The 23490-nt window shown below is 69.1% G+C and carries 20 protein-coding genes; 12 read left to right on the plus strand and 8 right to left on the minus strand.

The features are described from left to right. The first annotated feature begins 254 nt into the window (after nt 1–254). The 3 genes from ompR to ACIGFL_RS00205 all read left to right on the plus strand — a co-directional run bounded on the left by ompR (nt 255) and on the right by ACIGFL_RS00205 (nt 6424). Nucleotides 255–989, plus strand: coding sequence for a two-component system response regulator OmpR (gene ompR, locus ACIGFL_RS00195; protein ID WP_021443583.1), 735 nt, complete (start codon nt 255–257; stop codon nt 987–989). A 112-nt stretch (nt 990–1101) separates the two neighbouring features. Further along, on the plus strand, nt 1102–2418 hold the full coding sequence (locus ACIGFL_RS00200; protein ID WP_397495722.1) for an ATP-binding protein: 1317 nt from the start codon (nt 1102–1104) through the stop codon (nt 2416–2418). A gap of 250 nt (nt 2419–2668) precedes the next feature. Further along, on the plus strand, nt 2669–6424 hold the full coding sequence (locus ACIGFL_RS00205) for an EAL domain-containing protein (RefSeq protein ID WP_397495723.1): 3756 nt from the start codon (nt 2669–2671) through the stop codon (nt 6422–6424). A gap of 68 nt (nt 6425–6492) precedes the next feature. Here the strand turns inward: ACIGFL_RS00205 and rimK are convergent, their stop codons facing one another. Both rimK and ACIGFL_RS00215 read right to left on the minus strand, forming a co-directional pair. Next, a complete protein-coding gene (gene rimK, locus ACIGFL_RS00210; protein WP_397486817.1) occupies nt 6493–7398 on the minus strand; it encodes a 30S ribosomal protein S6--L-glutamate ligase in 906 nt (301 codons plus the stop codon). Beyond that, the gene (locus ACIGFL_RS00215; protein ID WP_177342893.1) at nt 7395–7832 is read right to left on the minus strand and encodes an ATP-dependent zinc protease; all 438 of its coding nucleotides are present in this window, start codon (nt 7830–7832) and stop codon (nt 7395–7397) included. Before ACIGFL_RS00215 ends, rimK begins: the two co-directional genes overlap by 4 nt. Before the next feature lie 146 nt (nt 7833–7978). Between ACIGFL_RS00215 and ACIGFL_RS00220 the strand changes: the two genes are divergently transcribed. Continuing rightward, on the plus strand, nt 7979–8407 hold the full coding sequence (locus ACIGFL_RS00220) for an RNA-binding S4 domain-containing protein (protein ID WP_397495724.1): 429 nt from the start codon (nt 7979–7981) through the stop codon (nt 8405–8407). A 97-nt stretch (nt 8408–8504) separates the two neighbouring features. Here the strand turns inward: ACIGFL_RS00220 and ACIGFL_RS00225 are convergent, their stop codons facing one another. Further along, complete coding sequence (locus ACIGFL_RS00225; protein ID WP_397495725.1) at nt 8505–9299, minus strand: phosphatase PAP2 family protein; 795 nt, start codon at nt 9297–9299, stop codon at nt 8505–8507. Nucleotides 9300–9519: 220 nt separating this feature from the next. On the opposite strand from ACIGFL_RS00225, the gene hslO reads away from it, so the two are divergent. From hslO to ACIGFL_RS00240, 3 genes are all read left to right on the plus strand, one after another. Then, on the plus strand, nt 9520–10407 hold the full coding sequence (gene hslO / locus ACIGFL_RS00230) for an Hsp33 family molecular chaperone HslO (protein WP_397495726.1): 888 nt from the start codon (nt 9520–9522) through the stop codon (nt 10405–10407). Nucleotides 10408–10565: 158 nt separating this feature from the next. Then, nucleotides 10566–12107, plus strand: coding sequence for a phosphoenolpyruvate carboxykinase (locus tag ACIGFL_RS00235; protein WP_021443470.1), 1542 nt, complete (start codon nt 10566–10568; stop codon nt 12105–12107). A 168-nt stretch (nt 12108–12275) separates the two neighbouring features. Continuing rightward, a complete protein-coding gene (locus ACIGFL_RS00240; protein ID WP_397495727.1) occupies nt 12276–14201 on the plus strand; it encodes an ATP-dependent DNA helicase RecQ in 1926 nt (641 codons plus the stop codon). Nucleotides 14202–14274: 73 nt separating this feature from the next. Here the strand turns inward: ACIGFL_RS00240 and ACIGFL_RS00245 are convergent, their stop codons facing one another. Genes ACIGFL_RS00245 through ACIGFL_RS00260 form a run of 4 tightly spaced genes read right to left on the minus strand, consistent with a single transcriptional unit; the run spans nt 14275 to nt 17707 of the window. Then, nucleotides 14275–14871 (minus strand): ABC-type transport auxiliary lipoprotein family protein, encoded by a 597-nt coding sequence (locus ACIGFL_RS00245; RefSeq protein WP_397495728.1) that lies wholly within the window; start codon nt 14869–14871, stop codon nt 14275–14277. Continuing rightward, a complete protein-coding gene (locus ACIGFL_RS00250; RefSeq protein ID WP_397495729.1) occupies nt 14868–15785 on the minus strand; it encodes an MlaD family protein in 918 nt (305 codons plus the stop codon). Before ACIGFL_RS00250 ends, ACIGFL_RS00245 begins: the two co-directional genes overlap by 4 nt. Next, nucleotides 15786–16571, minus strand: a complete 786-nt coding sequence (locus ACIGFL_RS00255; protein WP_122109317.1) for an ABC transporter ATP-binding protein — start codon at nt 16569–16571, stop codon at nt 15786–15788. Then, nucleotides 16568–17707: an MlaE family ABC transporter permease gene (locus ACIGFL_RS00260; RefSeq protein ID WP_397495730.1), complete on the minus strand. Its 1140-nt coding sequence runs from the start codon at nt 17705–17707 to the stop codon at nt 16568–16570. The genes ACIGFL_RS00255 and ACIGFL_RS00260 overlap by 4 nt, the downstream gene beginning before the upstream one ends. 149 nt (nt 17708–17856) lie before the next feature. Here ACIGFL_RS00260 and ACIGFL_RS00265 point away from each other — a divergent pair, with 149 nt between their 5' ends. The 5 genes from ACIGFL_RS00265 (at nt 17857) to ACIGFL_RS00285 (ending at nt 22553) form a co-directional block, all read left to right on the plus strand. After that, nucleotides 17857–18198, plus strand: a complete 342-nt coding sequence (locus ACIGFL_RS00265) for a cupin domain-containing protein (RefSeq protein WP_021444215.1) — start codon at nt 17857–17859, stop codon at nt 18196–18198. A 79-nt stretch (nt 18199–18277) separates the two neighbouring features. Further along, nucleotides 18278–19765 carry a flavin-containing monooxygenase gene (locus ACIGFL_RS00270; RefSeq protein ID WP_397495731.1) on the plus strand — a complete coding sequence of 496 codons (1488 nt, stop codon included), beginning with the start codon at nt 18278–18280 and terminating at the stop codon, nt 19763–19765. A 161-nt stretch (nt 19766–19926) separates the two neighbouring features. After that, nucleotides 19927–20094, plus strand: a complete 168-nt coding sequence (locus ACIGFL_RS00275) for a hypothetical protein (protein WP_397495732.1) — start codon at nt 19927–19929, stop codon at nt 20092–20094. Between the two features lie 244 nt (nt 20095–20338). Next, nucleotides 20339–21259 carry an aldo/keto reductase gene (locus ACIGFL_RS00280; RefSeq protein ID WP_397495733.1) on the plus strand — a complete coding sequence of 307 codons (921 nt, stop codon included), beginning with the start codon at nt 20339–20341 and terminating at the stop codon, nt 21257–21259. Nucleotide 21260: 1 nt separating this feature from the next. Next, a complete protein-coding gene (locus ACIGFL_RS00285) occupies nt 21261–22553 on the plus strand; it encodes an NTP/NDP exchange transporter (RefSeq protein WP_397495734.1) in 1293 nt (430 codons plus the stop codon). A 23-nt stretch (nt 22554–22576) separates the two neighbouring features. On the opposite strand, the gene ACIGFL_RS00290 is transcribed toward ACIGFL_RS00285, so the two are convergent. Continuing rightward, nucleotides 22577–23473 (minus strand): LysR family transcriptional regulator, encoded by an 897-nt coding sequence (locus tag ACIGFL_RS00290; protein WP_397495735.1) that lies wholly within the window; start codon nt 23471–23473, stop codon nt 22577–22579. Between the last annotated feature and the right edge of the window lie 17 nt (nt 23474–23490).

A 23490-nucleotide genomic window follows, 5' to 3' on the forward strand; every position in this document is an offset into this window, starting at 1 on the left:
ATTGAGTCGACTTGGCCGTGAGCACCCTGGCCCGCTTCCATGCCGTGGCGGCTGAAGGGAGGAGGAGGGGCGCTGCGCGACTGCCAGGTCGAGGCGGCGGCGCATTATAAACACCGCATCCGCCGGCGCTGGGAACCGTTCGGGGAAAAATCTGCTAACAATGGCTGGAGCGCCCGCCAGGGCGCCTGAGCCATAATGCCGCCATTCCAGCCTGGCCGCGCGGCGCGCGAGCGGGCTTCAGCCAAGGAGTTGCCATGAGCCACAGCGCCCCCGCCGCCGAAGGCGAGAAGATCCTGATCGTCGACGACGACGCCCGTCTGCGTCGCCTGCTCGAGCGTTTCTTCGACGAACAGGGTTATCGCGTGCGCGCCGTGGAGAACGTCGAGCAGATGGATCGCCTGCTGGCCCGCGAGCTGTTCAACCTGGTGGTGCTCGACCTGATGCTGCCCGGCGAGGACGGCCTGTCCGCCTGCCGCCGTCTGCGCGAGGCGAACAACCAGATCCCGATCATCATGCTCACCGCCAAGGGCGACGAGTCCAGCCGCATCCAGGGCCTGGAGCTGGGCGCCGACGACTACCTGGCCAAGCCGTTCAATCCGCGCGAGCTGCTGGCGCGGATCAAGGCCGTGCTGCGCCGCCAGGCGCCGGTGGTGCCGGGCGCGCCGGGCAGCGAGGACGAGAGCGTCAGCTTCGGCGAGTACGAGCTGTCGCTGGCCACCCGCGAGCTGAAGCGCGGCGAGCAGGTGCACATGCTCACCACCGGCGAGTTCGCCGTGCTCAAGGCGCTGGTGCAGCATGCGCGCGAGCCGCTGACCCGCGACAAGCTGATGAACCTGGCCCGCGGCCGCGAGTGGGACGCCCTGGAGCGCTCCATCGACGTGCAGATCAGCCGCCTGCGCCGGCTGATCGAGCCGGATCCGTCCAAGCCGCGCTATATCCAGACGGTGTGGGGCGTGGGCTATGTGTTCGTGCCGGACGGCAATAAGTGATTCCTGGGTTGGCGCTGCGCGGAGCGAAGCCCAACGCCCACTGCGTCCTGTCCGATAGCCCGGCGTCGGGCTTCAGCGCTGCGCGCCTCAACCCAACCTACATCGAAGCGTTATGAAAACCCCGCTCTGGTTCCCGCAAAGCTTCTTCGCCCGCACCCTCTGGCTGGTGCTGATCGTCGTGCTGTTCTCCAAGGCGCTGACCCTGGTCTATCTGATGATGAACGAGGACGTGCTGGTCGACCGCCAGTACAGCCACGGTGCGGCGCTGACCCTGCGCGCCTACTGGGCGGCCAACCCCGCGGAGCGCGAACACATCGCCCAGGCCGCCGGGCTCAAGCGCATCCCCCGCGACAAGGTGCCGGCCAGCGAGCAGCACTGGCCCTACAGCGAGATCTTCCAGCGCCAGATGCAGACCGAGCTGGGGCCGGACACCGAGGTGCGGGTGCGCGCCACCACGCCGCCGGCGCTCTGGGTACGCGCGCCGAGCCTGGGCGACGAGTGGCTGCGGGTGCCGATGTACCCGCACCCGCTGCGCGGCCAGCGCATCTGGAGCGTGCTCGGCTGGTTCCTCGGCATCGGCCTGCTGTCCACCGCGGCGGCCTGGATCTTCGTCCGCCAGCTCAGCGCGCCGCTCAAGCGCCTGGTGTTCGCCGCCCGCCAGCTGGGTCAGGGGCGCAGCGTGCGCCTGCCGATCAGCGACACGCCGAGCGAGATGGCCGAGGTCTACCGCGCCTTCAACCAGATGGCCGAGGACGTCGAGCAGGCGGCGCGCGAGCGCGCGCTGATGCTGGCCGGGGTGTCCCACGACCTGCGCACGCCGCTGACCCGCCTGCGCCTGGCGCTGGAATTCATGCAGAGCGATTCCGAACTGACCGAGGACATGGTGCGCGACATCGAGGACATGGACGCCATCCTCGACCAGTTCCTCGCCTTTATCCGCGACGGCCGCGACGAGCCGGTGGAGCAGGCCGACTTCGCCGAACTGGTGCGCGAGACGCTGGCGCCCTACAACCAGAACGGCGAGCGCGTGCGCCTGTGCCTGGAGGCCATTCCGCCCTTCCCGCTGCGCCGGGTGTCGATCAAGCGCCTGCTCACCAACCTGGTGGAGAACGCCCTCAACCATGGCGGCGGCGACGCCGTGGAAGTGGTCGCCAGCCTGGCCGGCGACCACAACGCGCCCTACGTGGTGCTCAGCGTGCTGGACCGCGGCAACGGCATCGACCCGGCCGAGCTGGACAGCATCTTCAACCCTTTCATCCGCGGCGACCGCGCTCGCGGCGGGCGCGGCACCGGCCTCGGCCTGGCCATCGTCAAACGCATCGCCGCCCTGCACGGCGGCAGCGTGGAGCTGCGCAACCGCTCCGGCGGCGGCCTGGAGGCGCGCGTGCGCCTGCCGCTGGGGTTGCTGCTGCCACGCGACGCGGTCTGAGAACCTGTTCAAAGTCTGCTGCGCGTCGGCACTGCTGCGTTAAAAACAGGCTCGCAATGCTCATGTACAAAAGTACACTCCGCTTCCTCGCCTATTTTTGCCTTGCACTGCTCTAGCTCGCGAGACTTTGAACAGGCTCTGAGCGACTCGGGCGACCAGCCGTCCGAGCCGTCCGAGGCATGCTGGCAATCTGCAGCCAAAGGCTCTGGCGCTGGGCTATGCTGTGCCAGCGTACCGACTCGAGGCCCGCATGCCCGCTGCCGTATCCGACCGCCTGCCCAAATGGACTTGGTGGCTGCCGCTGCCGCTTTTCCACCTGGGAACCTGGTTATCCCTGACCACCCGCCTGGATGACGGGGTGGCGCTGTGCTACCTGCCGCTGCTGCTCGGCCTGGTGCTGTGCCTGTGGTGGGGGCCGCGGGTGCTGCCGGCGCTGTACCTCAACGCCCTGCTCAGCACGCCCTTGTGGGGCCTGCCCTGGCAGTGGGCGCCGCTCTATGCCGTGCCGGAAACCGCCGCGGTGGCGCTGGGCTGGTGGCTGTTGCGGCGCCAGCCGTTCGACCCCGCGCTCGGCCGCCTGGCCGATCTGCTGCGCTTTCTCGCCTTCGGCGTGCTGCTGCCGACCACCCTGGTGGCCTTCGGTCTGCAGGGCAACCTGTGGCTCACCGGCCTGCAGGGCGGCGAGCAGTGGGCGCTGGCCGTGCTGGGGGTGTGGCTGAGCGACGGCATCGGCCTGCTGGCGCTGGCGCCGCTGCTGCTGGCCTACGCCAGCCCGCTGCTGCGCGTGCGTGGCTGGTTGCATAAGGACGTGACGGACGCCGCGCCGGCGCTGAGCCTCAGCCGCTCGCCGCTGGGCTGGCTGTTCGCCGGCGGCGCCCTGCTGCTCTTGGCGGCGCTGCTCGGCAGCCTGCCGACGCTGCTCGGCCTGCCACTGCTGGGCATCTGCATGCTGGTGCTGGCCCTGCGGCACGCCTTCGCCGGGGCGTTGTACGGCGTGGTCCTGGCCTTCGCCGCGACCCTGCTGCTGCCGCTGCTGCGCGATGGCCTCGGCCTCGGTGCTCCGGATCTGCAACGCAGCCAGCTGCAACTCACCGTGCTGTTGCTGATGAGCGCCGCGCTGCTGGTCGGCCGCGCCCTCGGCGACCTGCGCCAGGCACTGGCGCGTAGCGCGCAGATGCAGCAGCAACTGGCGCGCGCCAACCTGGCCATGGAGGCCAGCCCGTTGGGGGTGACCATCGCCGACGCGCGCCAGCCCGACCTGCCGCTGATCTACTGCAACCCGGCGTTCAGCCGCATCACCGGCTACGCCGTCGAGGAGGTGCTGGGGCGCAACTGCCGCTTCCTCGCCGGCGATGACCGCCACCAGCGCGACCTGAAACAGCTGCGCGCGGCGCTGCGCGAGGGGCGCAGCGGCCATGCGGTGCTGCGCAACTACCGCAAGGACGGCAGCCCGTTCTGGAACGAGGTGGTGCTGGCGCCGATGCGCGACGAGCAGGGCATCAGCCACTTCGTCGGCCTGCAGCACGACGTCACCGAGCGCGAGGAGCTGGCCGCCAAGGTCGAGCAGCAGCGCTTGGCCATGCTGCGCCAGAGCCACCTGTTCAGCCAGACCGAGAGCATCGCCGACATCGGCGGCTGGGTGCTGGAGCTGGCCGACCTGAGCATGTTCTGGAGCGAGGGCTGCTACCGCATCGTCGGCCGCGACCTGGCGCTCGGCGCACCGCTGCTGGAGCAGGCGCTGGACTACTACGACGGCGCCAGCCAGGCGCTGATCCGCGACAACCTGGCCGAGGCGCTGGCCGGGCGCAATCACTTCGACCTGGAGGCGCGCCTGGCGGCGCGCAACGGCTGGGTGCGCCTGCGCGGGGTGGCCGAGCGCGACGGCACGACGCTGGTGCGGGTCTACGGCGCGATCCAGGACATCAGCGAGCGCAAGCGCGCCGAGCAGCAGCTGCGCGAGCGCGACGAACGCCTGCGCCTGTTCTTCGAGGCGCCGCTGATCGGCATGGCCCTGACCACGCCGACCTTCGGCTGGGAGGAGGTCAACCACAAGCTGTGCGCCATCCTCGGCCGTTCGCGCGAGGAGCTGCTGCGCTGCACCTGGGACGAGCTGTCGCACCCGGACGACCTGGCCGCCGAGCAGCAGCAACTGGATGCGGTGCTGGGCGGCAGCAGCGACGGCTTCGAGCTGGACAAGCGCTTCCTGCGCGCCGACGGCCAGCAGGTGCACACCCGCCTCAGCCTGCGCGCGGTACGCAACGGCCTGGGCCGCCCGGGCATGTTCCTGCTGCTGGTGGAGGACGTCAGCGCCCGTCGCGAGGCCGAGGCGCGCTATCGCACCCTGGTCGAGCACGCGCCCGAGGCGATCATGCTGTTCACCCCCAAGGGCGGCATGGTCGACTTCAACGAGAACGCCCTGCGCCTGTTCCGCTACCGCCGTGAGGAACTGCTGGGCAAGACGGTGCTGGAGATCAGCCCGCTGCGTCAGGCCGACGGCCAGCTCTCGGCGGAGATCGGCAAGGTGCATCTCAAGCGCGCCATCGCCGGCGAGGCACCGGTGTTCGAATGGCTGCACCGCGACAGCGCCGGCCGCCAGCTGCCCTGCGAGGTGCGCCTGGTGCGCATGCCCGGCGAGCAGCTGCTGATCCGTGGCAGCGTCACCGATATCTCCGAGCGCCAGCGCTACCAGCGCGAGATCGAGCGCCTGGCCTACAGCGACGAACTGACCGGGCTGCCCAATCGCCGCCTGCTGCTCGACCGCCTGCAGCACGCCATGGACCGCGAGGCGCGCGAGGGCCGCCTGGGTGCGTTGCTGTTCATCGACCTGGATCACTTCAAGACGGTCAACGACAGCCTCGGCCACCTGATCGGCGATGGCCTGCTGCGCGAGGTGACCAGCCGCCTGGCGCGCGAGCTGCGCGCCGAGGACACCCTGGCGCGGCTCGGCGGCGACGAGTTCGTGGTGCTGCTGGAGGCGCTCGGCGACGACCCGCGGGTGGTCGCCGAACACGCCGCGGCGGTGGGCGACAAGCTGCTGCGCGGCCTGCTCGGCAGCTGCACCATCGACGGCCACGAGCTTTCGATCAGCGCCAGCATCGGCATCGCCCTGCACCCGCTGGAGCGGCAGAACGCCGCCGACGTGCTCAAGCAGGCCGACACCGCGATGTACCGGGCCAAGCACGCCGGGCGCAACGCCCTGCACTTCTTCGCTCCGGAAATGCAGGCGGCCATCGACCAGCGCCTGCAGCTGCAGAGCGAGCTGCGCCAGGCCATCGCCCGCGAGCAGCTGCACCTGGTGTTCCAGCCGCAGCTGGCGTTGGCCACCGGCAAGGTGGCCGGCGCCGAGGTGCTGCTGCGCTGGCGTCACCCGGAGCGCGGCGAGATCGCCCCGGATCAGTTCATCCCCCTGGCCGAGGAAACCGGGCTGATCCAGGACGTCGGCCACTGGGTGCTGGAGCAGGCCTGCGCGGCGCTCACGCGCTGGCATCGGCAGTGGCCGCAGCTGGTGCTGGCGGTCAACCTCAGCCCGCGCGAGCTGCGCCAGGCCGATTGCGTGGCGCGTATCCAGGCCTGCCTGCAGCGCCATGGCGTGGCGCCGGCCTCGCTGGAGCTGGAGATCACCGAAGGGGTGCTGCTGGAGGACGTCGACCAGTGCATCGCCACCATGCAGCGGCTCAAGGCCCTCGGCGTGCGCTTCGCCATCGACGATTTCGGCACCGGCTACTCGTCGCTGACCTACCTCAAGCGCCTGCCGCTGGACCGATTGAAGATCGACCGCAGCTTCGTCGCCGACCTCGACGGCGAGGAGAGCGGCCGCCTGCTGGTGCAGACCATCCTGGTGATCGCCCGCAACCTCGACCTGGAGTGCGTGGCCGAAGGCATCGAACGCGCCGCCCAGCTGGAGCTGCTGCGCGAGCACGGCTGCTCGCTGGGCCAGGGCTACCTGCTCAGCCGGCCGCTGGCGGAAGCGGAGTTTCTCGCCTGGCTGGAGGCGCATCACCGCTAGGGTGGCGCGGGACCGCCCAGGCCGTGTGGGGATAAGGGGCGTTTGCGACCGACCCGGCGTAGCGCGGCTCAGCCACGCCCCTTGGTGCGGGTCTGCCCGGGTTCGGCGTACTTTTCCAGGTGTTCGACGATGATCCCGGCGACGTCCTTGCCGGTGGTGGTCTCGATGCCTTCCAGGCCCGGCGAGGAGTTCACCTCCATCACCAGCGGGCCGTGATTGGAGCGCAGGATGTCCACCCCGGCGACGTTCAGCCCCATCACCCGGGCGGCGCGCACCGCGGTCATGCGCTCCTCGGGGGTGATCTTGATCAGGCTGGCGGTGCCGCCGCGGTGCAGGTTGGAGCGGAACTCGCCGGCCTTGGCCTGGCGCTTCATCGCGGCGATCACCTTGTCGCCGACCACGAAGCAGCGGATATCGGCGCCGCCGGCCTCCTGGATGTACTCCTGGACCATGATGTCCTGCTTGAGGCCGAAGAAGGCTTCGAGCACCGACTCGGCCGCCTTGTGCGTCTCGGCCAGCACCACGCCCTTGCCCTGGGTGCCTTCCAGCACCTTGATCACCAGCGGCGCACCGCCGACCATCTGGATCAGGTCGGGGATGTCGTCGGGGGAGTGGGCGAAGCCGGTCACCGGCAGGCCGATGCCCTTGCGCGACAGCAGCTGCAGGGCGCGCAGCTTGTCGCGCGAGCGGCTGATGGCGACCGATTCGTTGAGCGGGTAGACGCCCATCATCTCGAACTGGCGCAGCACCGCGCAGCCATAGAAGGTCACCGAGGCGCCGATGCGCGGGATCACCGCGTCGAAGCCTTCCAGCGCCTGGCCGCGGTAGTGGATCTGCGGCTTGTGGCTGGCGATGTTCATATAGGCGCGCAGGGTGTCGATCACCTGCATCTCGTGGCCGCGCTGCTGCCCGGCCTCCACCAGACGGCGGGTGGAATACAGGCGCGGGTTGCGCGACAGCACGGCGATCTTCATTGGGCACCTGGAACGGAGGAGGGCAGGGTGGGTTTGTCTTGCACGTAGCTGAGCGCCGGGTTGACCACCAGTTGCCCGGCGATCAGCGCCTTGGAGCCGAGCAACACGCGGTAGCGCATGGTCTTGCGGCAGGCCAGGGTGAACTCCACCGGCCACAGGCGATCGCCCAGGGCCAGGTGGGTGCGGATCACGTAGCGGCTTTGCGCCAGGCCGTTGGAACTCTTGATGCGCTTGACCGAGACCATCTGCGCCTCGCAGCGGTGGCGGCGCTGCACCTGGGTGCCGAGGTAGGCGGTGAAGCGCACCCAGTCCTCGCCATCGCGCTGGAACGGCTGGATATCGCTGGCGTGCAGGCTCGAGGTGCTGGCGCCGGTGTCGATCTTGGCGCGCAGGCCGATGATGCCGAGCTCGGGCAGGTTGATCCACTCGCGCAGGCCGATCACGCTGAGCTGGTCGAAGGTCTTCAAGCGGGCGGTATCCCTCTGCGGCTGACAGGCCTATGATTTCGCGCATTCTAGTAGCGCCGTGTGACAACTGCATCAGGCAGTTTCTGCCGGCTGGCAAACCCAGCAGAGGTGAGATGAGCGACAAAGACGACGACAAGGTGCGCCTGGACAAATGGTTGTGGGCAGCACGCTTCTACAAGACCCGCGCGCTGGCCAAGGCGGCCATCGAGGGCGGCAAGGTGCACCACCGCGGCGAGCGCTGCAAGCCGGGCAAGGAGCCCAGGGTGGGCGACGAATACGTGCTGCGCACCGGCTTCGACGAACGCACCGTGGTGGTGCTGGCGCTGTCGGCGGTGCGCCGCGGCGCGCCGGAGGCGCAGCTGCTGTATCGCGAGACCGAGGCGAGCATCGCCCGCCGCGAACAGGCCGCGGCGCTGCGCAAGGCCGGCGCCCTCGGCGTGCAGACCGACGGCCGGCCGAGCAAGAAACAGCGCCGGCAGATCCAGCACTTCAACGAACAGCAGGACGGCGGCCTGCGTCATCCCTGGGCGGACGAAGATTAGGCGCAAGCCTGCAGGAGCGAGCTCTGCTCGCGAACGACGGTAAAAGCTTCGCGAACAGAGCTCGCTGCCACCGTCTCCGTTGTCTTGCGGTTCCGGTTCAGCGCCCGCTAACGATGCTCAGCCGGCCCAGCAGCGGCAACCGGGCCAGTCGCGAGGTGATGGGCAGGGTGACCCGTTCCAGCCGCTCGCTGGTGCGCCAGGCCAGCGGCGTGTAGCAGCTCCAGGCCAGCGCCAGCAGGGCCAGCAGCAGGCCGCCGACCAGGGCGTCCGCCCCCCAGTGGGCGCCGGCCACCAGGCGCGGCAGCATGCCGATCACGGCAATCGCCCAGACCAGCAGCAGGCGCCAGTTGCGCGCGAAGAAGCTCATGAACAGGGCCCAGATCAGCAGCACCGAGGCATGGTCGCCGGGGAAGCTGCGGCTGGCGCTGTCCTTCATGTCCCAGCGCTCTTCCCAGGCGGGGAACAGCTCGCTCAGGCGCGCGCTGCCCTCGACCACCAGCGAGGCGCTGGGGCGCTGCCAGTCCATGGCCTTGACCAGCTCGGCGAAGCCCACGCGCAACAGCAGCAGGGTGACCAGCGCGACGAGAAAGGCGAACAGCGCGCGGCGCACCCGGGCGCCGGCGAACACCAGATCGGCCTTGAGCATCACCGCCAGCAGCACCAGACCCACGCCCAGATCCACCGGGCGCATGCTGCCGATGGCCCAGACCTTGGCCCACAGCCCGGCCGCGTGCACCGGGTCGTTGAGCAGGCGGAACAGCCACAGGTCGAAGCCGTCCCAGAGTTGGCGGCTCGGCTGCCACAGCCAGCTGACGAGCAGCAGGGCGGCGGCGAGGTGGCAGATCAGCAGGGCGCGCGGGCGCCAGCGGCGGTTGAACACGGCGGTCGACATCGGAAGTCCCTTTGCAGATTTATGACGGCCCTACCTGGGCGCGCGCATCTTAGGACCTGGTTTTCCCGGCACAAGGCCGGCGGCCGATCGGTTCAGCCGGGGTTCAGCGAGCGGCAGCGATTCCGTGATCGCCCTCACGCGACACCCGGGCCTTGGTTGTCCGGGCATTTGTGCATAAAATCGCCAGCCTTTTTTGCAGACCCAGGCAGGCCAGCCCGCTATGACCGATTTCAGCCAACGCTTTCTCTTCGACGACACCGACGTGCGCGGCGAGATGGTTGCCCTGCGCGAGAGCTACGCCCATGTGCTGGCCAAGCACGCCTACCCGCAGCCGGTGGCGCAACTGCTCGGCGAACTGATGGCCGCCGCCGCCCTGCTGGTCGGCACCCTCAAGTTCGACGGCCTGCTGGTGCTGCAGGCGCGCTCCGAGGGGCCCGTGTCGCTGCTGATGGTGGAATGCTCCAGCGCCCGCGAACTGCGCGGCATCGCCCGTTACGACGGCGAGCGAGTCACGGCCGACGCCGACCTGCACGCCCTGATGCCCGACGGCGTGCTGGCGATCACCATCGACCCGGCCAAGGGCCAGCGCTACCAGGGCATCGTCGCCCTCGACGGCGTCGACCTGGCCGAGTGCCTGTCCAACTACTTCGCCAGTTCCGAGCAGCTGCCCACCCGCTTCTGGCTCAAGGCCGACGGCCAGCGCGCTCGTGGCCTGCTGCTGCAGCAGCTGCCGCCGCATCAGCAGACCGAGCCGGAGGCGCGTCAGGAAAGCTGGAACCACCTGCTGACCCTGGCCGACACCCTGTCCGCCGAGGAGCTGCTCGGCCTGGACAACCCGACCCTGCTGCACCGTCTCTACCACCAGGAGACCGTGCGCCTGTTCGACGAGCAGGCGCTGCAGTTCCGCTGCAGCTGCTCGCGCGAGCGCTCGGCCAGCGCCCTGGTCAGCCTCGGTCAGAGCGATGCCGAGCTGCTGCTCGGCGAGCAGGGCGGCAAGGTGGTGATCGACTGCCAGTTCTGCAACGAGCGTTACGCCTTCGACGCCGCCGACATCGCCCAGCTGTTCGCCGGCGGCGGCAGTGAGGCGCCGTCGCAGACCCGTCATTGATGAACTTTTCTGGGCGATAGCCGCTCTCTATCGGATCGGAGGCTGCCAAGCAGTTCGCTTTTCTGGCATACTCCCGCGACTTTTTTACCGCTGTAGTGCAGTTGCCCCTGTACTACGCAACGTTCGGAAGACTCGGCCAGCGGCCGACGGGGACCCTCATGACGCAAGCCAACACCGCCGTGTACACCGACATCAGCGCCGCGCAACTGGTCGAAGAAGCCATCCGCCGTGGCGAAGGCGAACTGGCCGCCAACGGCTCGCTGGTGGTCCGCACCGGCCACCGTACCGGTCGCTCGCCGGCTGACCGCTTCATCGTTCAGGAGCCGAGCAGCGAGGCGCAGATCGCCTGGGGCGCGATCAACCGTCCGTTCCCGGCCGACAAGTTCGATGCCCTGTGGGACCGCGTCGAGGCGTTCAACAACGCCCAGGATCATTTCGTTTCCCACGTGCACGTCGGCTCCGCCGAAGCGCACTACCTGGCGGTCAAGATGACCACCGCCACCGCCTGGCAGAACCTGTTCGGCCGCTGCCTGTTCATCGAGCCGGAAACCTACAACCCGGCGGGCAAGACCGAGTGGCAGATCCTTAACGTCGCCAACTTCGAGTGCGTGCCTGAGCGCGACGGCACCAACTCCGACGGCTGCGTGATCATCAACTTCGCCGCCAAGAAGGTACTGATCGCCGGCATGCGCTACGCCGGCGAGATGAAGAAGGCCATGTTCAGCGTGCAGAACTTCCTGCTGCCGGAAGCCGACGTGCTGCCGATGCACTGCGCCGCCAACATCGGTGAGGAAGGCGACGTCACCCTGTTCTTCGGCCTGTCCGGCACCGGCAAGACCACCCTGTCGGCCGACGAGTCGCGCTACCTGATCGGCGACGACGAGCACGGCTGGGGCGAGGGCGTGGTGTTCAACATCGAGGGCGGCTGCTACGCCAAGTGCATCGACCTGTCGGAGAAGAACGAGCCGGTGATCTGGAAGGCCATCCAGTTCGGCGCCGTGCTGGAAAACGTGGTGCTCGACGAGAACCGTATCCCGGATTACGCCGACGACAGCCTGACCCAGAACAGCCGCGCCGCCTACCCGCTGACCCACGTCGAGAAGCGCAGCGAGCGGAACCTCGGCGGCGAGCCGAACGCGGTGATCTTCCTCACCTGCGACCTGACCGGCGTACTGCCGCCGGTGTCGATCCTCAACGAGGAACAGGCCGCCTACCACTTCCTCTCCGGCTACACCGCGCTGGTCGGTTCCACCGAGATGGGCAGCGGCGCCGGCATCAAGTCGACCTTCTCCACCTGCTTCGGCGCGCCGTTCTTCCCGCGCCCGGCCGGCGTTTACGCCGAGCTGCTGATCAAGCGGATCAAGGCCTTCGGCTCCAAGGTCTACCTGGTCAACACCGGCTGGACCGGCGGCGGCTATGGCGTCGGCAAGCGTTTCAGCATCCCCACCACCCGTGGTGTGATCGCCGCTATCCAGAGCGGTGCGCTGATCGGCACCGAGACCGAGCAACTGCCGATCATCAACCTCAACGTGCCGAAGTCGGTACCGGGCGTCGAGACCAACCTGCTCAACCCGCGCAACACCTGGGCAGACCAGAACGCCTACGACGAAGCCGCCAAGGCCCTGGCCAAGCTGTTCATCGACAACTTCCAGAAGTTCGACGTCAGCGACGCCATCAAGAACGCCGGCCCGCAGCTCTAAGCTCGCGCCGCGCGCTACGACAAGGCCGCCTTCGGGCGGCTTTGTCATTTCCGGGTAGGGTGCGCCGCGCGCACCGGTTCTTCACGGGACTCTGCCGATGCGCATGGCGCACCCTACCGAACCGCGTTATGGTCATGGGCCATTCGGCGGTCAATGGAGTGACGGCTTATGTCCACCCTCAAGCGCGTCTTCGGTTTCGATCAGCTGCGCCCCGGCCAGGAGCAGGTGGTCAGCGCCGTGCTCGCCGGTCGCTCGGCGGCGGCGATCTTTCCCACCGGCTCGGGCAAGTCGCTGTGCTACCAATTGCCGGCCCTGCACCTGCCGCACCTGACCCTGGTGATCTCGCCGCTGCTGGCGCTGATGCAGGATCAACTGGCCTTCCTCCACGCCCGCGGTATCGCGGCGGCCAGCATCGACTCGGCGCAAAGCCGCGAAGAGGCCAGTGCGGTCATGGCCAGGGCCAAGGCCGGCGAGCTGAAGATTCTGATGATCTCGGTGGAGCGCCTGAAGAACGAGCGCTTCCGCCATTTCATCGCCCAGGTGCCGATCTCCCTGCTGGTGGTCGACGAGGCCCACTGCATCTCCGAATGGGGCCACAACTTCCGCCCCGACTACCTCAAGCTGCCCGACTACCAGCGGCAGTTCGGCATCGCCCAGGTGCTGCTGCTCACCGCCACGGCGACGCCCAAGGTGATCGCCGACATGCGCGAGAAATTCGCCATCGCCGACGCCGACGTGGTCACCACCGGCTTCTACCGGCCCAACCTCAACCTGCTGGTCGAGCCGGTGGCAGGCAGCGCCAAGCTGCGCCGTCTGCAGGACTGGCTGACGCCGCGGCGAGAGCAGGCCAGCATCGTCTACGTCACTCAGCAGAAGACCGCCGAGCAGGTCGCCGAGCGCCTGGCGCGCGACGGTCTGGCGGTCAGCGCCTACCACGCCGGCATGGCGCACGAGGTACGCGAGTCGATCCAGCGCCGCTTCATGGCCGGCGAACTGCAGTGCATAGTCGCCACCATCGCCTTCGGCATGGGCATCGACAAGCGCGATATCCGCAACGTGGTGCATTTCGACCTGCCGAAATCCATCGAGAACTACAGCCAGGAGATCGGCCGCGCCGGCCGCGACGGCCAGGCCTCGGATTGCCTGGTGCTGGCCAACCGCGACAGCCTCAGCGTGCTGGAGAACTTCGTCTATGGCGACACACCGGAGCTCAGCGGCATTCGCGCCGTGCTCGACGAGCTGCACGCGGTCGGCATGGGCGGGCAGTGGGAGCTGATGCTGGGCCAGCTGGCCGAACAGAGCAATATCCGCGCGCTGCCGCTGAAGACCCTTCTGGTGCAGCTGGAATTGCGCGGCATCATCGCGCCGCGCTACGCCTACTTCGCCGAATACCGCTTCAAGCTGCTGCTGGACGAAGCGGCGCTGCTGGCGCAGTTCGAGGGCGAACGACGCCGGTTCGTCGAGGCGATTCTCTCCAGCTCGCGCCGGGCGCGCACCTGGTTCACCCTGGATTTCGATGCGCTGTATCGCGACCACGGCGCCGAGCGCGCGCGGGTGATCAAGGCGCTGGACTACTTCCAGGAGAAGGGCTGGGTCGAGCTGGAAAGCAAGCAGATGACCGAGGTCTATGCCCTGCTGGACGCCGAATTCGACCCCGTCGCCCTGGCCGAGCAGCTGCACGGCCATTTCCGCGCCCACGAGGCCAGCGAGATCGCCCGTATCCAGGCCATGCTCGCCCTGTTCGAGAGTCGCGACTGCCTGAGCCGGCGCCTGGCGCTGTACTTCGGCGACGCCCAGGCGCCCGAGAGCTGCGGGCATTGTTCGGTGTGCCAGGGGCGTGTCGCCACCTTGCCGGCGCCGCCAGACCGGCCGCCGCTAAGCGGGCGCGATGCGCAGGCGCTGTGTGCGGCCTTTAGCGAAACGCACCTGCAGCACGCCGGACAGATGCCGAGCCGCGAATGCCTGACGCGCTTTCTCTGCGGCGTGACCACGCCGCTGTTCACCAAGCTCAAGGCACGTCAGCTGGCCGGCTTCGCCGCGCTGGAGGACTACCCCTACGGCGAAGTGCGCGATTGGCTGGCGGCCCGTTCGTAGGGTGCGCCGCGCGCAGCGATACCGGCTGCTGCGTACGACCTGAGCGGTCCCGCGCCACCCCATGGGATCGCGCTTAGCGGCGGCGTTGCCCTTCGGCCACCGTCCAGTCCACCAGCTCCTGGGCCAGGCGATCGCCGGCCTGGCCGAAGGCGGCGACCACCGCCGGTACCGAGCTATCGCTGGCCGGCTGGGTCGCGCTGAAGCGGCGGCTGGCGAGGATGCGCTGGTCGCGCGCATCGACCAGGCGCACGTCGAGCTGGATCAGCGCCTCGGGCCGCTCGCCCTGGTACTGGCTGTGGAAGGCGCGCAGCTCGCTGACCAGTTCCAGGTCGGCCTGCAGGCGCTGCGCGTCGCTGCTCAGCGCGCGGATGCGGCCGTCGTCGTGGAAGGCGTCGAGCAGGCGCGCCTGCAGCAGCTGTGGGGTGCGTTCGCTCCAGCGCACGCCCTGGTAGGTGTTGACCCGCTCCGGCTCGGGCAGCACGACGATGCGCGTGCCGTCGAGCAGCTGATTGCTGCTGGGACTATTGATCCGCAGCGCCCAGTCGACCCGTTGAGTCTGGGCCGGCAGTTGCGCCGCCGGCAGCAGGTAGACGTCCAGCGGCTCACTCTGCGGCAGGATCGAGCAGGCGCCGAGCAGGCCGGCGGCCAGCAGCAGGGGCAGAAGCTTCATGGTTGGAACTCCTTGATGCTGTCGTTGCGCAGCAGGTAGCCGGTGGGGTCCCGTTCCAGGCGCTGGGAGAAGCTGCGCAGGGCGCCGAGGGTGTCGCGCAGCTCGCCGATCGCCGGGCCCAGTTCGCCGAGGCCCTGCAGGCCGCTGTCCAGCGCGCTGCGATTGCTTTCCAGCAACTGCTCGATGCTGCGGCTGCTGCGCTCCAGCGAGGCCATCAGGCGCTCGGCGTTGTCCAGAGCCTGGCTGCCCTGGCCGTCGAGCAGGCGGTTGGCGGTGCGCATCAGTTCGGCCGCCTCGCGGGTGGCGGCACCGGCCTGCTGCAGGGCGGCGCTGAGTTCGTCGCGCTGGCCGGCGAGGCCGGCGCTGGCCTGTTCCAGGTTGTCCAGGGTGCGCGCCACGCGCTCGGCGTTCTCGCGCGAGAGCATGCGGTTGGCGCGGTTGAGCAGGCGGGTGATGTTGACCACCAGGTCCTCGCCGTTGGCCATCAGCCGGGACAGCGGCGAGCGGTCGGCGATGATGATGCCCGGTTGGCCGTCCTCGCCTCGCAGCGGCGGGCTTTCCGGGCTGCCGCCGTGCAGCTGGATCACCGCCAGGCCGGTGATGCCGGTGATCGACAGGCGCGCGCGGGTGTCCTGCTTGATCGGCGTGTGGCCGACGATGCGGATGCGTGCGCGCACGGTGCGCGGGTCGTCCGGGTCGAGGCCGAGGCTGATCACGTCGCCGACCTTGATCCCGCTGTACTGCACCGCGCTACCCTGCGACAGGCCGCTGACCGCCTCGTTGAAGATCACCTCGTAATCGGTGAAGGCGCGCTCGGCGCCGGCCTTGTTCAGCCACAGGGCGAACAGCAGCGCGGCGCCCAGCGTGAGCACGGTGAACAGGCCGATCAGCACGTGATGGGCTCTGGGTTCCATTCATCCACTCCCTGCCGCGGTGGCGGCCTGTGCGGCCGCGCGTCCACGCGGGCCGTGAAAATATTGCTGAATCCAGGCGTCGTCGGTGGCGGCCACCACCTCCAGGCGGTCGGCCACCAGCACCTTCTTCTGCGCCAGCACGGCGACCCGATCGCAGATGCTGTACAGCGTATCCAGATCGTGGGTGACCAGAAACACGCTCAGGCCCAGGCTGTCGCAGAGGGTGCGGATCAGCTGGTCGAAGGCCGCCGCGCCGATGGGATCGAGGCCGGCGGTGGGCTCGTCGAGAAACAGGATGTCCGGGTCCAGCGCCAGGGCGCGGGCCAGGGCGGCGCGCTTGACCATGCCGCCGGACAGCGAACTGGGGTATTTGTCGGCGGCGTCCTGCGGCAGGCCGGCGAGGGCGATCTTGACCCGCGCCAGGCGCTCGGCGGCGGCGCGCGACAGGCCGGCGTGCTCGATCAGCGGCAGGGCGATGTTCTCGCCGACGGTCAAGGAGGAGAACAGCGCGCCGCGCTGGTAGAGCACGCCGAAGCGCCGTTCCAGCTGCGAGCGGCGCTCGGCCGGCAGGCTCAGCAGCTCTTCGCCGAACACCCGCACGGTGCCGGCATCGGGCTGGCGCAGGCCGACGATGCTGCGCAGCAGCACCGACTTGCCGGTGCCCGAGCCGCCGACCACGCCGAGGATCTCGCCGCGATAGAGATCGAAATCCAGGTGCTGGTGCACCACCTGGCTGCCGAACCGGTTGCACAGCTCGCGCACTTCGATGACGGTCTCGCGGCTCACCAGCCCATCTCCATCAGAAACAGCGCCGCCAGGGCGTCGAGCAGGATCACCACGAAGATCGACTGCACCACCGCCGAGGTGGTGTGCTCGCCCACCGACTGCGCGCTGCCGCTGACCTTGAAGCCTTCCAGGCAACCGATCAGGGCGATCAGAAAGGCGAAGATCGGCGCCTTCAGCAGGCCGACCAGAAAGTGCCGCAGCAGGTCGCTGTCGTGCAGGATCGACAGGTACATGGTCGGCGAGATGTCCAGGCTCAGGGCGCAGACCAGGGCGCCGCCGAGCATGCCGCTGAGCATGGCGATAAAGGTCAGGATCGGCAGGGCGATGAGCATGGCGAACACCCGCGGCAGCACCAGCAGCTCCACCGGGCTCAGGCCCAGGGTGCGGATGGCGTCGATCTCCTCGTTAGCCTTCATCGAGCCGATCTGCGCGGTGAAGGCGCTGGCGGTGCGCCCGGCCATGAGGATGGCGGTAAGCAGCACGCCGAACTCGCGGAGGAAGGAGTAGGCCACCAGGTTGACCGTGTAGATGCTGGCGCCGAAGTCGGCGAGGATGGTGGCGCCGAGAAAGGCCACCACGGCGCCGACCAGGAAGGTCAGCAGGGCGACTATGGGCACCGCGTTGAGGCCGCACTGCTCCAGGTGCGCGGCCAGCGAGGTCAGGCGCCAGCGCGTCGGGCGCAGGGCGATGGCGAGCATGCTGGCCAGGGTCAGGCCCATAAAGCCGAGCAGCGCCCGGCCCTGGTGCCACAGGCCCTCGACCACCTCGCCGATATGCCCGAGCACCTCGCGCAGCACCGAGGGCGCAGGCGGCGGTTGCGTCTGGCGGCTGCCGGCCATGGCATCGGCCACTGCCAGCAGCAGGGCGCGGCGCTGCGCGCTGAGTTCGGCCTGCTGCGCCAGCTGGCGCAGACGCGCGCTGCCGAGCAGCTCCAGCAGCAGCGCGGCGCCGGCGGTGTCCAGCGCCGCCAGCTCGCCCAGGTCGACGGGCGTCTCGGCCGCCAGGCGCTCGCGCAGCGCCAGCACCTGGGGTTCGAGGTGGCTGTAGTGGGCCAGCGTCCAGTCGCCGCCGATGCGCAGGCCGGTGGCGGCATCCGTGGGGCTGCTCTGGGACGGGGTCAGGTAGGGCCGGGTCATGGCCCACAGCTTAGCCTTGCCCGGGCTCGCCCGGCCAGTGGCGCGCGGCGAGCGCGCTTACAGGCAGTTGCAGGTCGAGTTCAGACAACTGCGCCAGGCGCCGCGGCCCTAGCCTGGGCGGGTTCTGTCACCCCGCTCGAGGAGCCCTTATGCAACCTATCACCGTATTGCGCGACACCCAGCCCGTTCCCGTGCTCGACGCCTGCAAGTGGCAGCGTCTGGACGGCGAGCCGCACACCGTCAACCTCAACGCCTACACCTCGGAAGACGGCAAGAAGATCATGGGCACCTGGATCTGCACCCCGGGCAAGTGGCGGGTGGCCTACGACAAGTGGGAGTACTGCCACTTCCAGGAGGGCTACTGCATCATCACCCCGGACGGTCAGGAGCCGATCCACCTGCGCGCCGGCGACATCTTCATCGTCGAGCCGGGCATGTGCGGCACCTGGGAGGTGGTGGAGACGGTGCGCAAGTATTTCGTCTTCGCCTGAGCCGGCAACACCAAAGATCGGCTGACAGCGCGATGGGCTAAGGTAAAGCTCTGTCACCCTTAGTGCAGGGCGAGTCCCCATGTCCATCGAACACCTGGATGTCCTGATCGTCGGCGCCGGCCTGTCCGGGGTCGGCGCCGCCTGTCACCTCAAGCGCCTGTGCCCGGGCAAGCGCGTTGCCGTCCTCGAAGGACGCGAGGCGCTGGGCGGCACCTGGGACCTGTTTCGCTACCCGGGCATCCGTTCCGACTCGGACATGTACACCCTGGGCTACAACTTCAAGCCCTGGAGCGACCCGCAGGCCATCGCCGACGGTCCGGCGATCCGCCGCTATATCGAGGACACCGCGCGCGAGCACGGCGTCGACCGGCTGATCCGCTACCGCCACCGCGTGCTCGAGGCCGACTGGTGCAGCGCCAGCGCCACCTGGCAACTGCTGGTGCAGCGCGGCGACGAGGCCGAACCGCTGCGTATGAGCTGCCAGTTCCTGATGATGTGCACTGGCTACTACCGTTACGAGGCCGGCTACACCCCGGATTTCGCCGGGCGCGAGGATTTCCAGGGCAGCTTCATCCACCCGCAGCTATGGCCGCAGGACTTCGATTACGCCGGCAAGCGCGTGCTGGTGATCGGCAGCGGCGCCACCGCGGTGACCCTGGTGCCGGCGCTGGCCGAGCGCGCCGCGCAGGTGACCATGTTGCAGCGCTCGCCCAGCTACGTGATCAACCTGCCGCAGCGCGATGGCCTGTCCAACGCCCTGCGCCGGGTGCTGCCGGAAACCTGGGTGTACCGTCTGGCGCGCGGGCGCAACGTGAGCCTGCAGCTGCTGTTCTACAAGCTGGCCAAGGCCTGCCCCAACCTGGTCCGCCGGCTGTTGCTGGGGTTGGCGCGGCGCCAGCTCGGCGCCGGTTTCGACATGCGCCACTTCAGCCCGTCGTACAAACCCTGGGACCAGCGCGTCTGCGCGGTGCCGGACGGCGACCTGTTCCGCGTGCTGCGTCAGGGCAGGGCGGCGGTGGTCACCGCCGAGATCGAGCGCTTCACCGCCGGCGGCGTGCGGCTGAAGAGCGGCGAGGAGCTGCCCGCCGACGTCATCGTCAGCGCCACCGGCCTGCAGCTGCAGCTGTTCGGCGGCATCGCGGTGAGCGTCGACGGCGCGCCCTTCGAGGCGCCGCGCAGCATGGGCTATCGCGGCATCATGCTGCGCGACCTGCCCAACCTGGCGGTGATACTGGGCTACACCAACGCCAGCTGGACGCTCAAGGCGGACCTGTCCAGCGAATACTTCTGCCGCCTGATCCGCCACCTGGATGCCATCGGCATGCGCCAGGCGACCCCGCGCGATAGCACGGGCGACGTACGCCCGGCGCCCTTTCTCGACCTCAAGTCCGGCTATATCGAGCGCGCCGCCCACCTGCTGCCGGCGCAGGGCGACCGCGCGCCGTGGAGGCTGCACCAGAACTACGCCCTCGACCTGGCGCTGCTGCGCTACGGCAAGCTGGAGGACGGCTACCTGCAGTTTTCCCAGCCGAGCGCCGCGCAGGACGAGGCGTTGGCGCCCTCCTGAACGGCGCCGTCCATGGCGATTTTCCTACAGCGACTGACGCCGTTTAGCGGCTTAACGGCCTGGCACTGCGCCACTACACTTTTGCCGACTGTGTCACGGATGAACCTAGCGGCGTCATAGCACTTTGCCTTGCGCCAAACCCGCCTGAGAAGGACCCGGCCATGAAGGAACAGCGTCACCTGCCCGCCCTGCGCGCCCATATCGAGCAACTGCTGAACAAGGGCTGGGTCATTGCCAGCCGCAGCCCGCTGACCCTGCAGAACGGTCACCGCTGCTACCTGGTATCCCACGGCATGCTGATCAGCGAGTCCACCAGCCGGGCCGCCTGAGCCGTCCCGCGCATTTTTCCCAACCGCTGCGCCGCCTTCCCCCCTTGGCGCGGCGGGGCTTTTGGTTACCGGATATTGCATCCGCTGCCCGCCCGTTCGCCTCTGCGCCTCCCTGAACAGGGGCCTGTAGCCCTTTCGCGTTTCCCTGCACCTGCCCTCCCGCGCCCGGCAACGCCTTGGTCTGCGCGGCGTCTGTGCCTATAACGAACGGACTGCGTTCGTCCCGTCACAGAGGAGCCACGCCATGCCCAGTCGCCGCCGCTTTCTTCAGCACAGCGCCAGCCTCGCCGCGCTGACCGCGTTGACGCCCTGGCTGCCCGCCGGCGCATTCGCCGCCGGCAGCCTGTTGCAGCGCCAGATTCCCAGCAGCGGCGAGCTGCTGCCGGTGATCGGCCTGGGCACTTCGCGCACCCACGACGTGGCCCTGAGCGAGGCGGCGCTGGCGCCGCTGCGCGAGGTGCTGCGGACCCTGGTCAACGGCGGCGCCAGCCTGATCGACACCGCGCCCAGCTACGGCCGCGCCGAGGCGGTGTGCGGCGCGCTGGCGGCCGAGGACGGCCTGCGGCGCAAGCTGTTTCTCGCCACCAAGGTGTCCTCCACCGGGCGATCTGCCGGCGAGCGCCAGCTGGCGGCCAGCTTCGCCGCGCTCAAGACCGACACCCTCGACCTGGTGCAGGTGCACAACCTGCAGGACACCGCCACCCAGCTCGGCCTGCTGCGCGAGCTGAAGCAGCAGGGGCGGGTGCGCTATATCGGCATCACCCACTATCTCGACTCGGCCCACGAGCGCCTGCTCGAGGTGCTGCGTCGCGAACCGGTGGATTTCGTCCAGTTCAACTACTCCATCGGCGAGCGCAACGCCGAGCGCGAGCTGCTGCCCTACTGCGCCGACAAGGGCATCGCCACCCTGATCAACCGCCCCTTCCAGCGCGCCGCCCTGTTCGACCGGGTGCGCGGCCAGGCGCTGCCGGACTGGGCCGCGGTGGAGCTGGACGCCAGCTCCTGGGCGCAGCTGATGCTCAAGTTCATCCTCGCCCACCCGGCGGTGACCGCGGTGATTCCGGCCACCTCCAACCCGCGCTACATGGCCGACAACCTGCTGGCCGGCCAGGGCCGCCTGCCCGACGCGGCGCAGCGTAAGCGCATCGCCGAGCTGTTCGCCTGAGATGACGGCGCTCGAGCGGCGCCTGGCGCGGGCGATCAATGCCGAGACGCAGGAGCTGGTCGCGGTGCTGGCCGGCTTCGCCCTGTTCTTCTGCCTGTTCGCCGGCTACTTCATGTTGCGGCCGATTCGCGAGGCCATGGGCATCGCCGGCGGGGTAGAGAACCTGCAGTGGCTGTTCAGCGCCACCTTCGTCGCCATGCTGCTGGCGGTGCCGCTGCTGGCCTGGCTCAACTCCAGGGTGCCGCGCATCCATTTCATCGACTGGGTGTACGGCTTCTTCGGCCTCAACCTGCTGGTTTTCGTCCAGCTGTTTCGCCTCGATCACGACAGCGTCTGGCTGGCGCGGGTGTTCTATGTGTGGATCTCGGTCTACAACCTGTTCGTCATCTCGGTGGCCTGGAGCCTGATGGCCGACGTGTTCGACGGCGCCCAGGCGCGCCGGCTGTTCGCCTTCATCGCCGCCGGGGCCAGTGTCGGCGGGCTGTGCGGCCCTTTGCTGAGCGCGCTGCTGATCGGCGCGCTGGGCGAGGCCGGGCTGATGTTGCTGGCCGCGCTGCTGCTCGGCGCGGCCATGGCGCTCAAGCGCTACCTGATGGCCTGGCGCGCACGCGCCGGCGCTGGCCGCCCCGGCGCGACGCCCAGCGAAAGCCCGCGGCGGCCGGTGCCGGGCAATCCCTTCAGCGGTCTGACCCGGGTGCTGGGCTCGCGCTATCTGCTGGGCATCGCCGCCTTCGTCCTGCTGCTGACCTCGGTCAGCACCTTCCTCTACTTCGAGCAGGCGCGTCTGGTGGCCGAATTGTTCCCGGATCGCGCCGCCCAGGTGCGGGTGTTCGGCGTGATCGATTTCCTCGTGCAGGCCGGCGCGCTGACCGCGCAGCTGTTCGTCACCGGGCGGGTGGCGCAGCGGCTCGGCGTGCGCGTGCTGCTGTCCGCCGTGCCGGCGCTGGTGTGCCTGGGTTTTCTCGGCCTGGCGCTGGCGCCGACCTTCGCCGTGCTGGCGGCGCTGATGATAGTGCGGCGCATCGGCGAGTACGCCTTCGTCCGGCCGGGGCGCGAGATGCTCTTCGCCCCGCTGGACGCCGAGAGCAAATACAAGGCGAAGAACTTTATCGACACAGTGGTCTATCGCGGCGGCGATGCCCTGAGCGGCTGGGCCAAGGCCGGGCTGGACCTGCTCGGCCACGGTGCCTGGCTGGTGGCGCTGGTCGGTGCGCTGTGCGCCGCGCTATGGAGCGTGCTCGGCTGGTACCTGGGCGGGCGCGCCGATCGCCAGGCGCAAAGGTCGGGCGGGTGAAACGTCATTGAGGGGCTCCCGTCCTACGCCACTGCGACGATTTCCTCGATCAGCCACTGCAGCGCGGCGTCGCGCTGACGTTGCGCCAGGCTGACGATCTCCAGGTGGAAGGGGCCCAAGGCGAAGGGCAGGTCGAACAGCTCAAGCGGCAGCAAGGTGGCGAAATGCCGGGCCAGGGCGGTGGGCAGCACCGCCGCCAGCTCGCTGCCGGCGACGATGTGCGCCGCCTGCAGGTAGTTCGGCGTGGTGTAGAGGATCTGCCGCGACAGGCCCTGTTCGCCCAGCCACTGATCGACCATGCCGCGGGTCTGCCCGCCGTGCACCCAGAGGTGGCGCAGGCGCAGGAAGGTCTCCAGATCCAGGCTGCCCTGGCGCAGCTGCGGATGCTCGCGGCGCACCGCCAGCTTGAGCGTCTCGCTCATCCAGTGGCGACGGGCGAAACGCGCCGGCATCTCGTCGAAACGGCCCAGCACCAGGTCCAGCTCGCCCTTGTCCAACGCCTCCATCGGCAGGCTGGGGCTGAGGTGGCGGATGTCGATGCCGATGCCCGGCGCCTTCTGGCTGAGGCGGTCGAGCAGGCGCGGCATGCACACCAGTTCGACGTAATCGGTGACGGCGATGCGAAAGCGCTGGCGGCTCTCGCCCGGCTCGAAGGTCTCGCCGGCGCTCAGGCTCTGCTCCAGCTGACGCAGCGCGCTGCGGATCGGCGCCTCCAGCGCCAGCGCCCGCGGCGTCGGCTGCATGCGCCGGCCGACGCGCACCAGCAGCGGGTCGCCGAGCAGTTCGCGCAGACGCCCCAGGGCATTGCTCACCGCCGGCTGGCTCAGCGCCAGGCGTTCGGCGGCGCGCGAGACGTTCTGCTCGCGCAGCAGGGCGTCGAGCACGCGCAGCAGGTTGAGATCGAAGTTGGTGAAATTCATCTACTGAATACGTCGTA

This window comes from Pseudomonas sp. NPDC077649, assembly GCF_044542855.1.
In the GTDB taxonomy this organism is placed as follows: domain Bacteria; phylum Pseudomonadota; class Gammaproteobacteria; order Pseudomonadales; family Pseudomonadaceae; genus Aquipseudomonas.

What these genes read in the sequence shown, in the direction of transcription:
- ompR (WP_021443583.1), top strand. Translation starts at nt 255, where the DNA reads ATGAGCCACAGCGCCCCCGCCGCCGAAGGCGAGAAGATCCTGATCGTC.
- ACIGFL_RS00200 (WP_397495722.1), top strand. Translation starts at nt 1,102, where the DNA reads ATGAAAACCCCGCTCTGGTTCCCGCAAAGCTTCTTCGCCCGCACCCTC.
- ACIGFL_RS00205 (WP_397495723.1), top strand. Translation starts at nt 2,669, where the DNA reads ATGCCCGCTGCCGTATCCGACCGCCTGCCCAAATGGACTTGGTGGCTG.
- rimK (WP_397486817.1), bottom strand. Translation starts at nt 7,398, where the DNA reads ATGAAGATCGCCGTGCTGTCGCGCAACCCGCGCCTGTATTCCACCCGC.
- ACIGFL_RS00220 (WP_397495724.1), top strand. Translation starts at nt 7,979, where the DNA reads ATGAGCGACAAAGACGACGACAAGGTGCGCCTGGACAAATGGTTGTGG.
- ACIGFL_RS00225 (WP_397495725.1), bottom strand. Translation starts at nt 9,299, where the DNA reads ATGTCGACCGCCGTGTTCAACCGCCGCTGGCGCCCGCGCGCCCTGCTG.
- hslO (WP_397495726.1), top strand. Translation starts at nt 9,520, where the DNA reads ATGACCGATTTCAGCCAACGCTTTCTCTTCGACGACACCGACGTGCGC.
- ACIGFL_RS00235 (WP_021443470.1), top strand. Translation starts at nt 10,566, where the DNA reads ATGACGCAAGCCAACACCGCCGTGTACACCGACATCAGCGCCGCGCAA.
- ACIGFL_RS00240 (WP_397495727.1), top strand. Translation starts at nt 12,276, where the DNA reads ATGTCCACCCTCAAGCGCGTCTTCGGTTTCGATCAGCTGCGCCCCGGC.
- ACIGFL_RS00245 (WP_397495728.1), bottom strand. Translation starts at nt 14,871, where the DNA reads ATGAAGCTTCTGCCCCTGCTGCTGGCCGCCGGCCTGCTCGGCGCCTGC.
- ACIGFL_RS00250 (WP_397495729.1), bottom strand. Translation starts at nt 15,785, where the DNA reads ATGGAACCCAGAGCCCATCACGTGCTGATCGGCCTGTTCACCGTGCTC.
- ACIGFL_RS00260 (WP_397495730.1), bottom strand. Translation starts at nt 17,707, where the DNA reads ATGACCCGGCCCTACCTGACCCCGTCCCAGAGCAGCCCCACGGATGCC.
- ACIGFL_RS00265 (WP_021444215.1), top strand. Translation starts at nt 17,857, where the DNA reads ATGCAACCTATCACCGTATTGCGCGACACCCAGCCCGTTCCCGTGCTC.
- ACIGFL_RS00270 (WP_397495731.1), top strand. Translation starts at nt 18,278, where the DNA reads ATGTCCATCGAACACCTGGATGTCCTGATCGTCGGCGCCGGCCTGTCC.
- ACIGFL_RS00275 (WP_397495732.1), top strand. Translation starts at nt 19,927, where the DNA reads ATGAAGGAACAGCGTCACCTGCCCGCCCTGCGCGCCCATATCGAGCAA.
- ACIGFL_RS00280 (WP_397495733.1), top strand. Translation starts at nt 20,339, where the DNA reads ATGCCCAGTCGCCGCCGCTTTCTTCAGCACAGCGCCAGCCTCGCCGCG.
- ACIGFL_RS00285 (WP_397495734.1), top strand. Translation starts at nt 21,261, where the DNA reads ATGACGGCGCTCGAGCGGCGCCTGGCGCGGGCGATCAATGCCGAGACG.
- ACIGFL_RS00290 (WP_397495735.1), bottom strand. Translation starts at nt 23,473, where the DNA reads ATGAATTTCACCAACTTCGATCTCAACCTGCTGCGCGTGCTCGACGCC.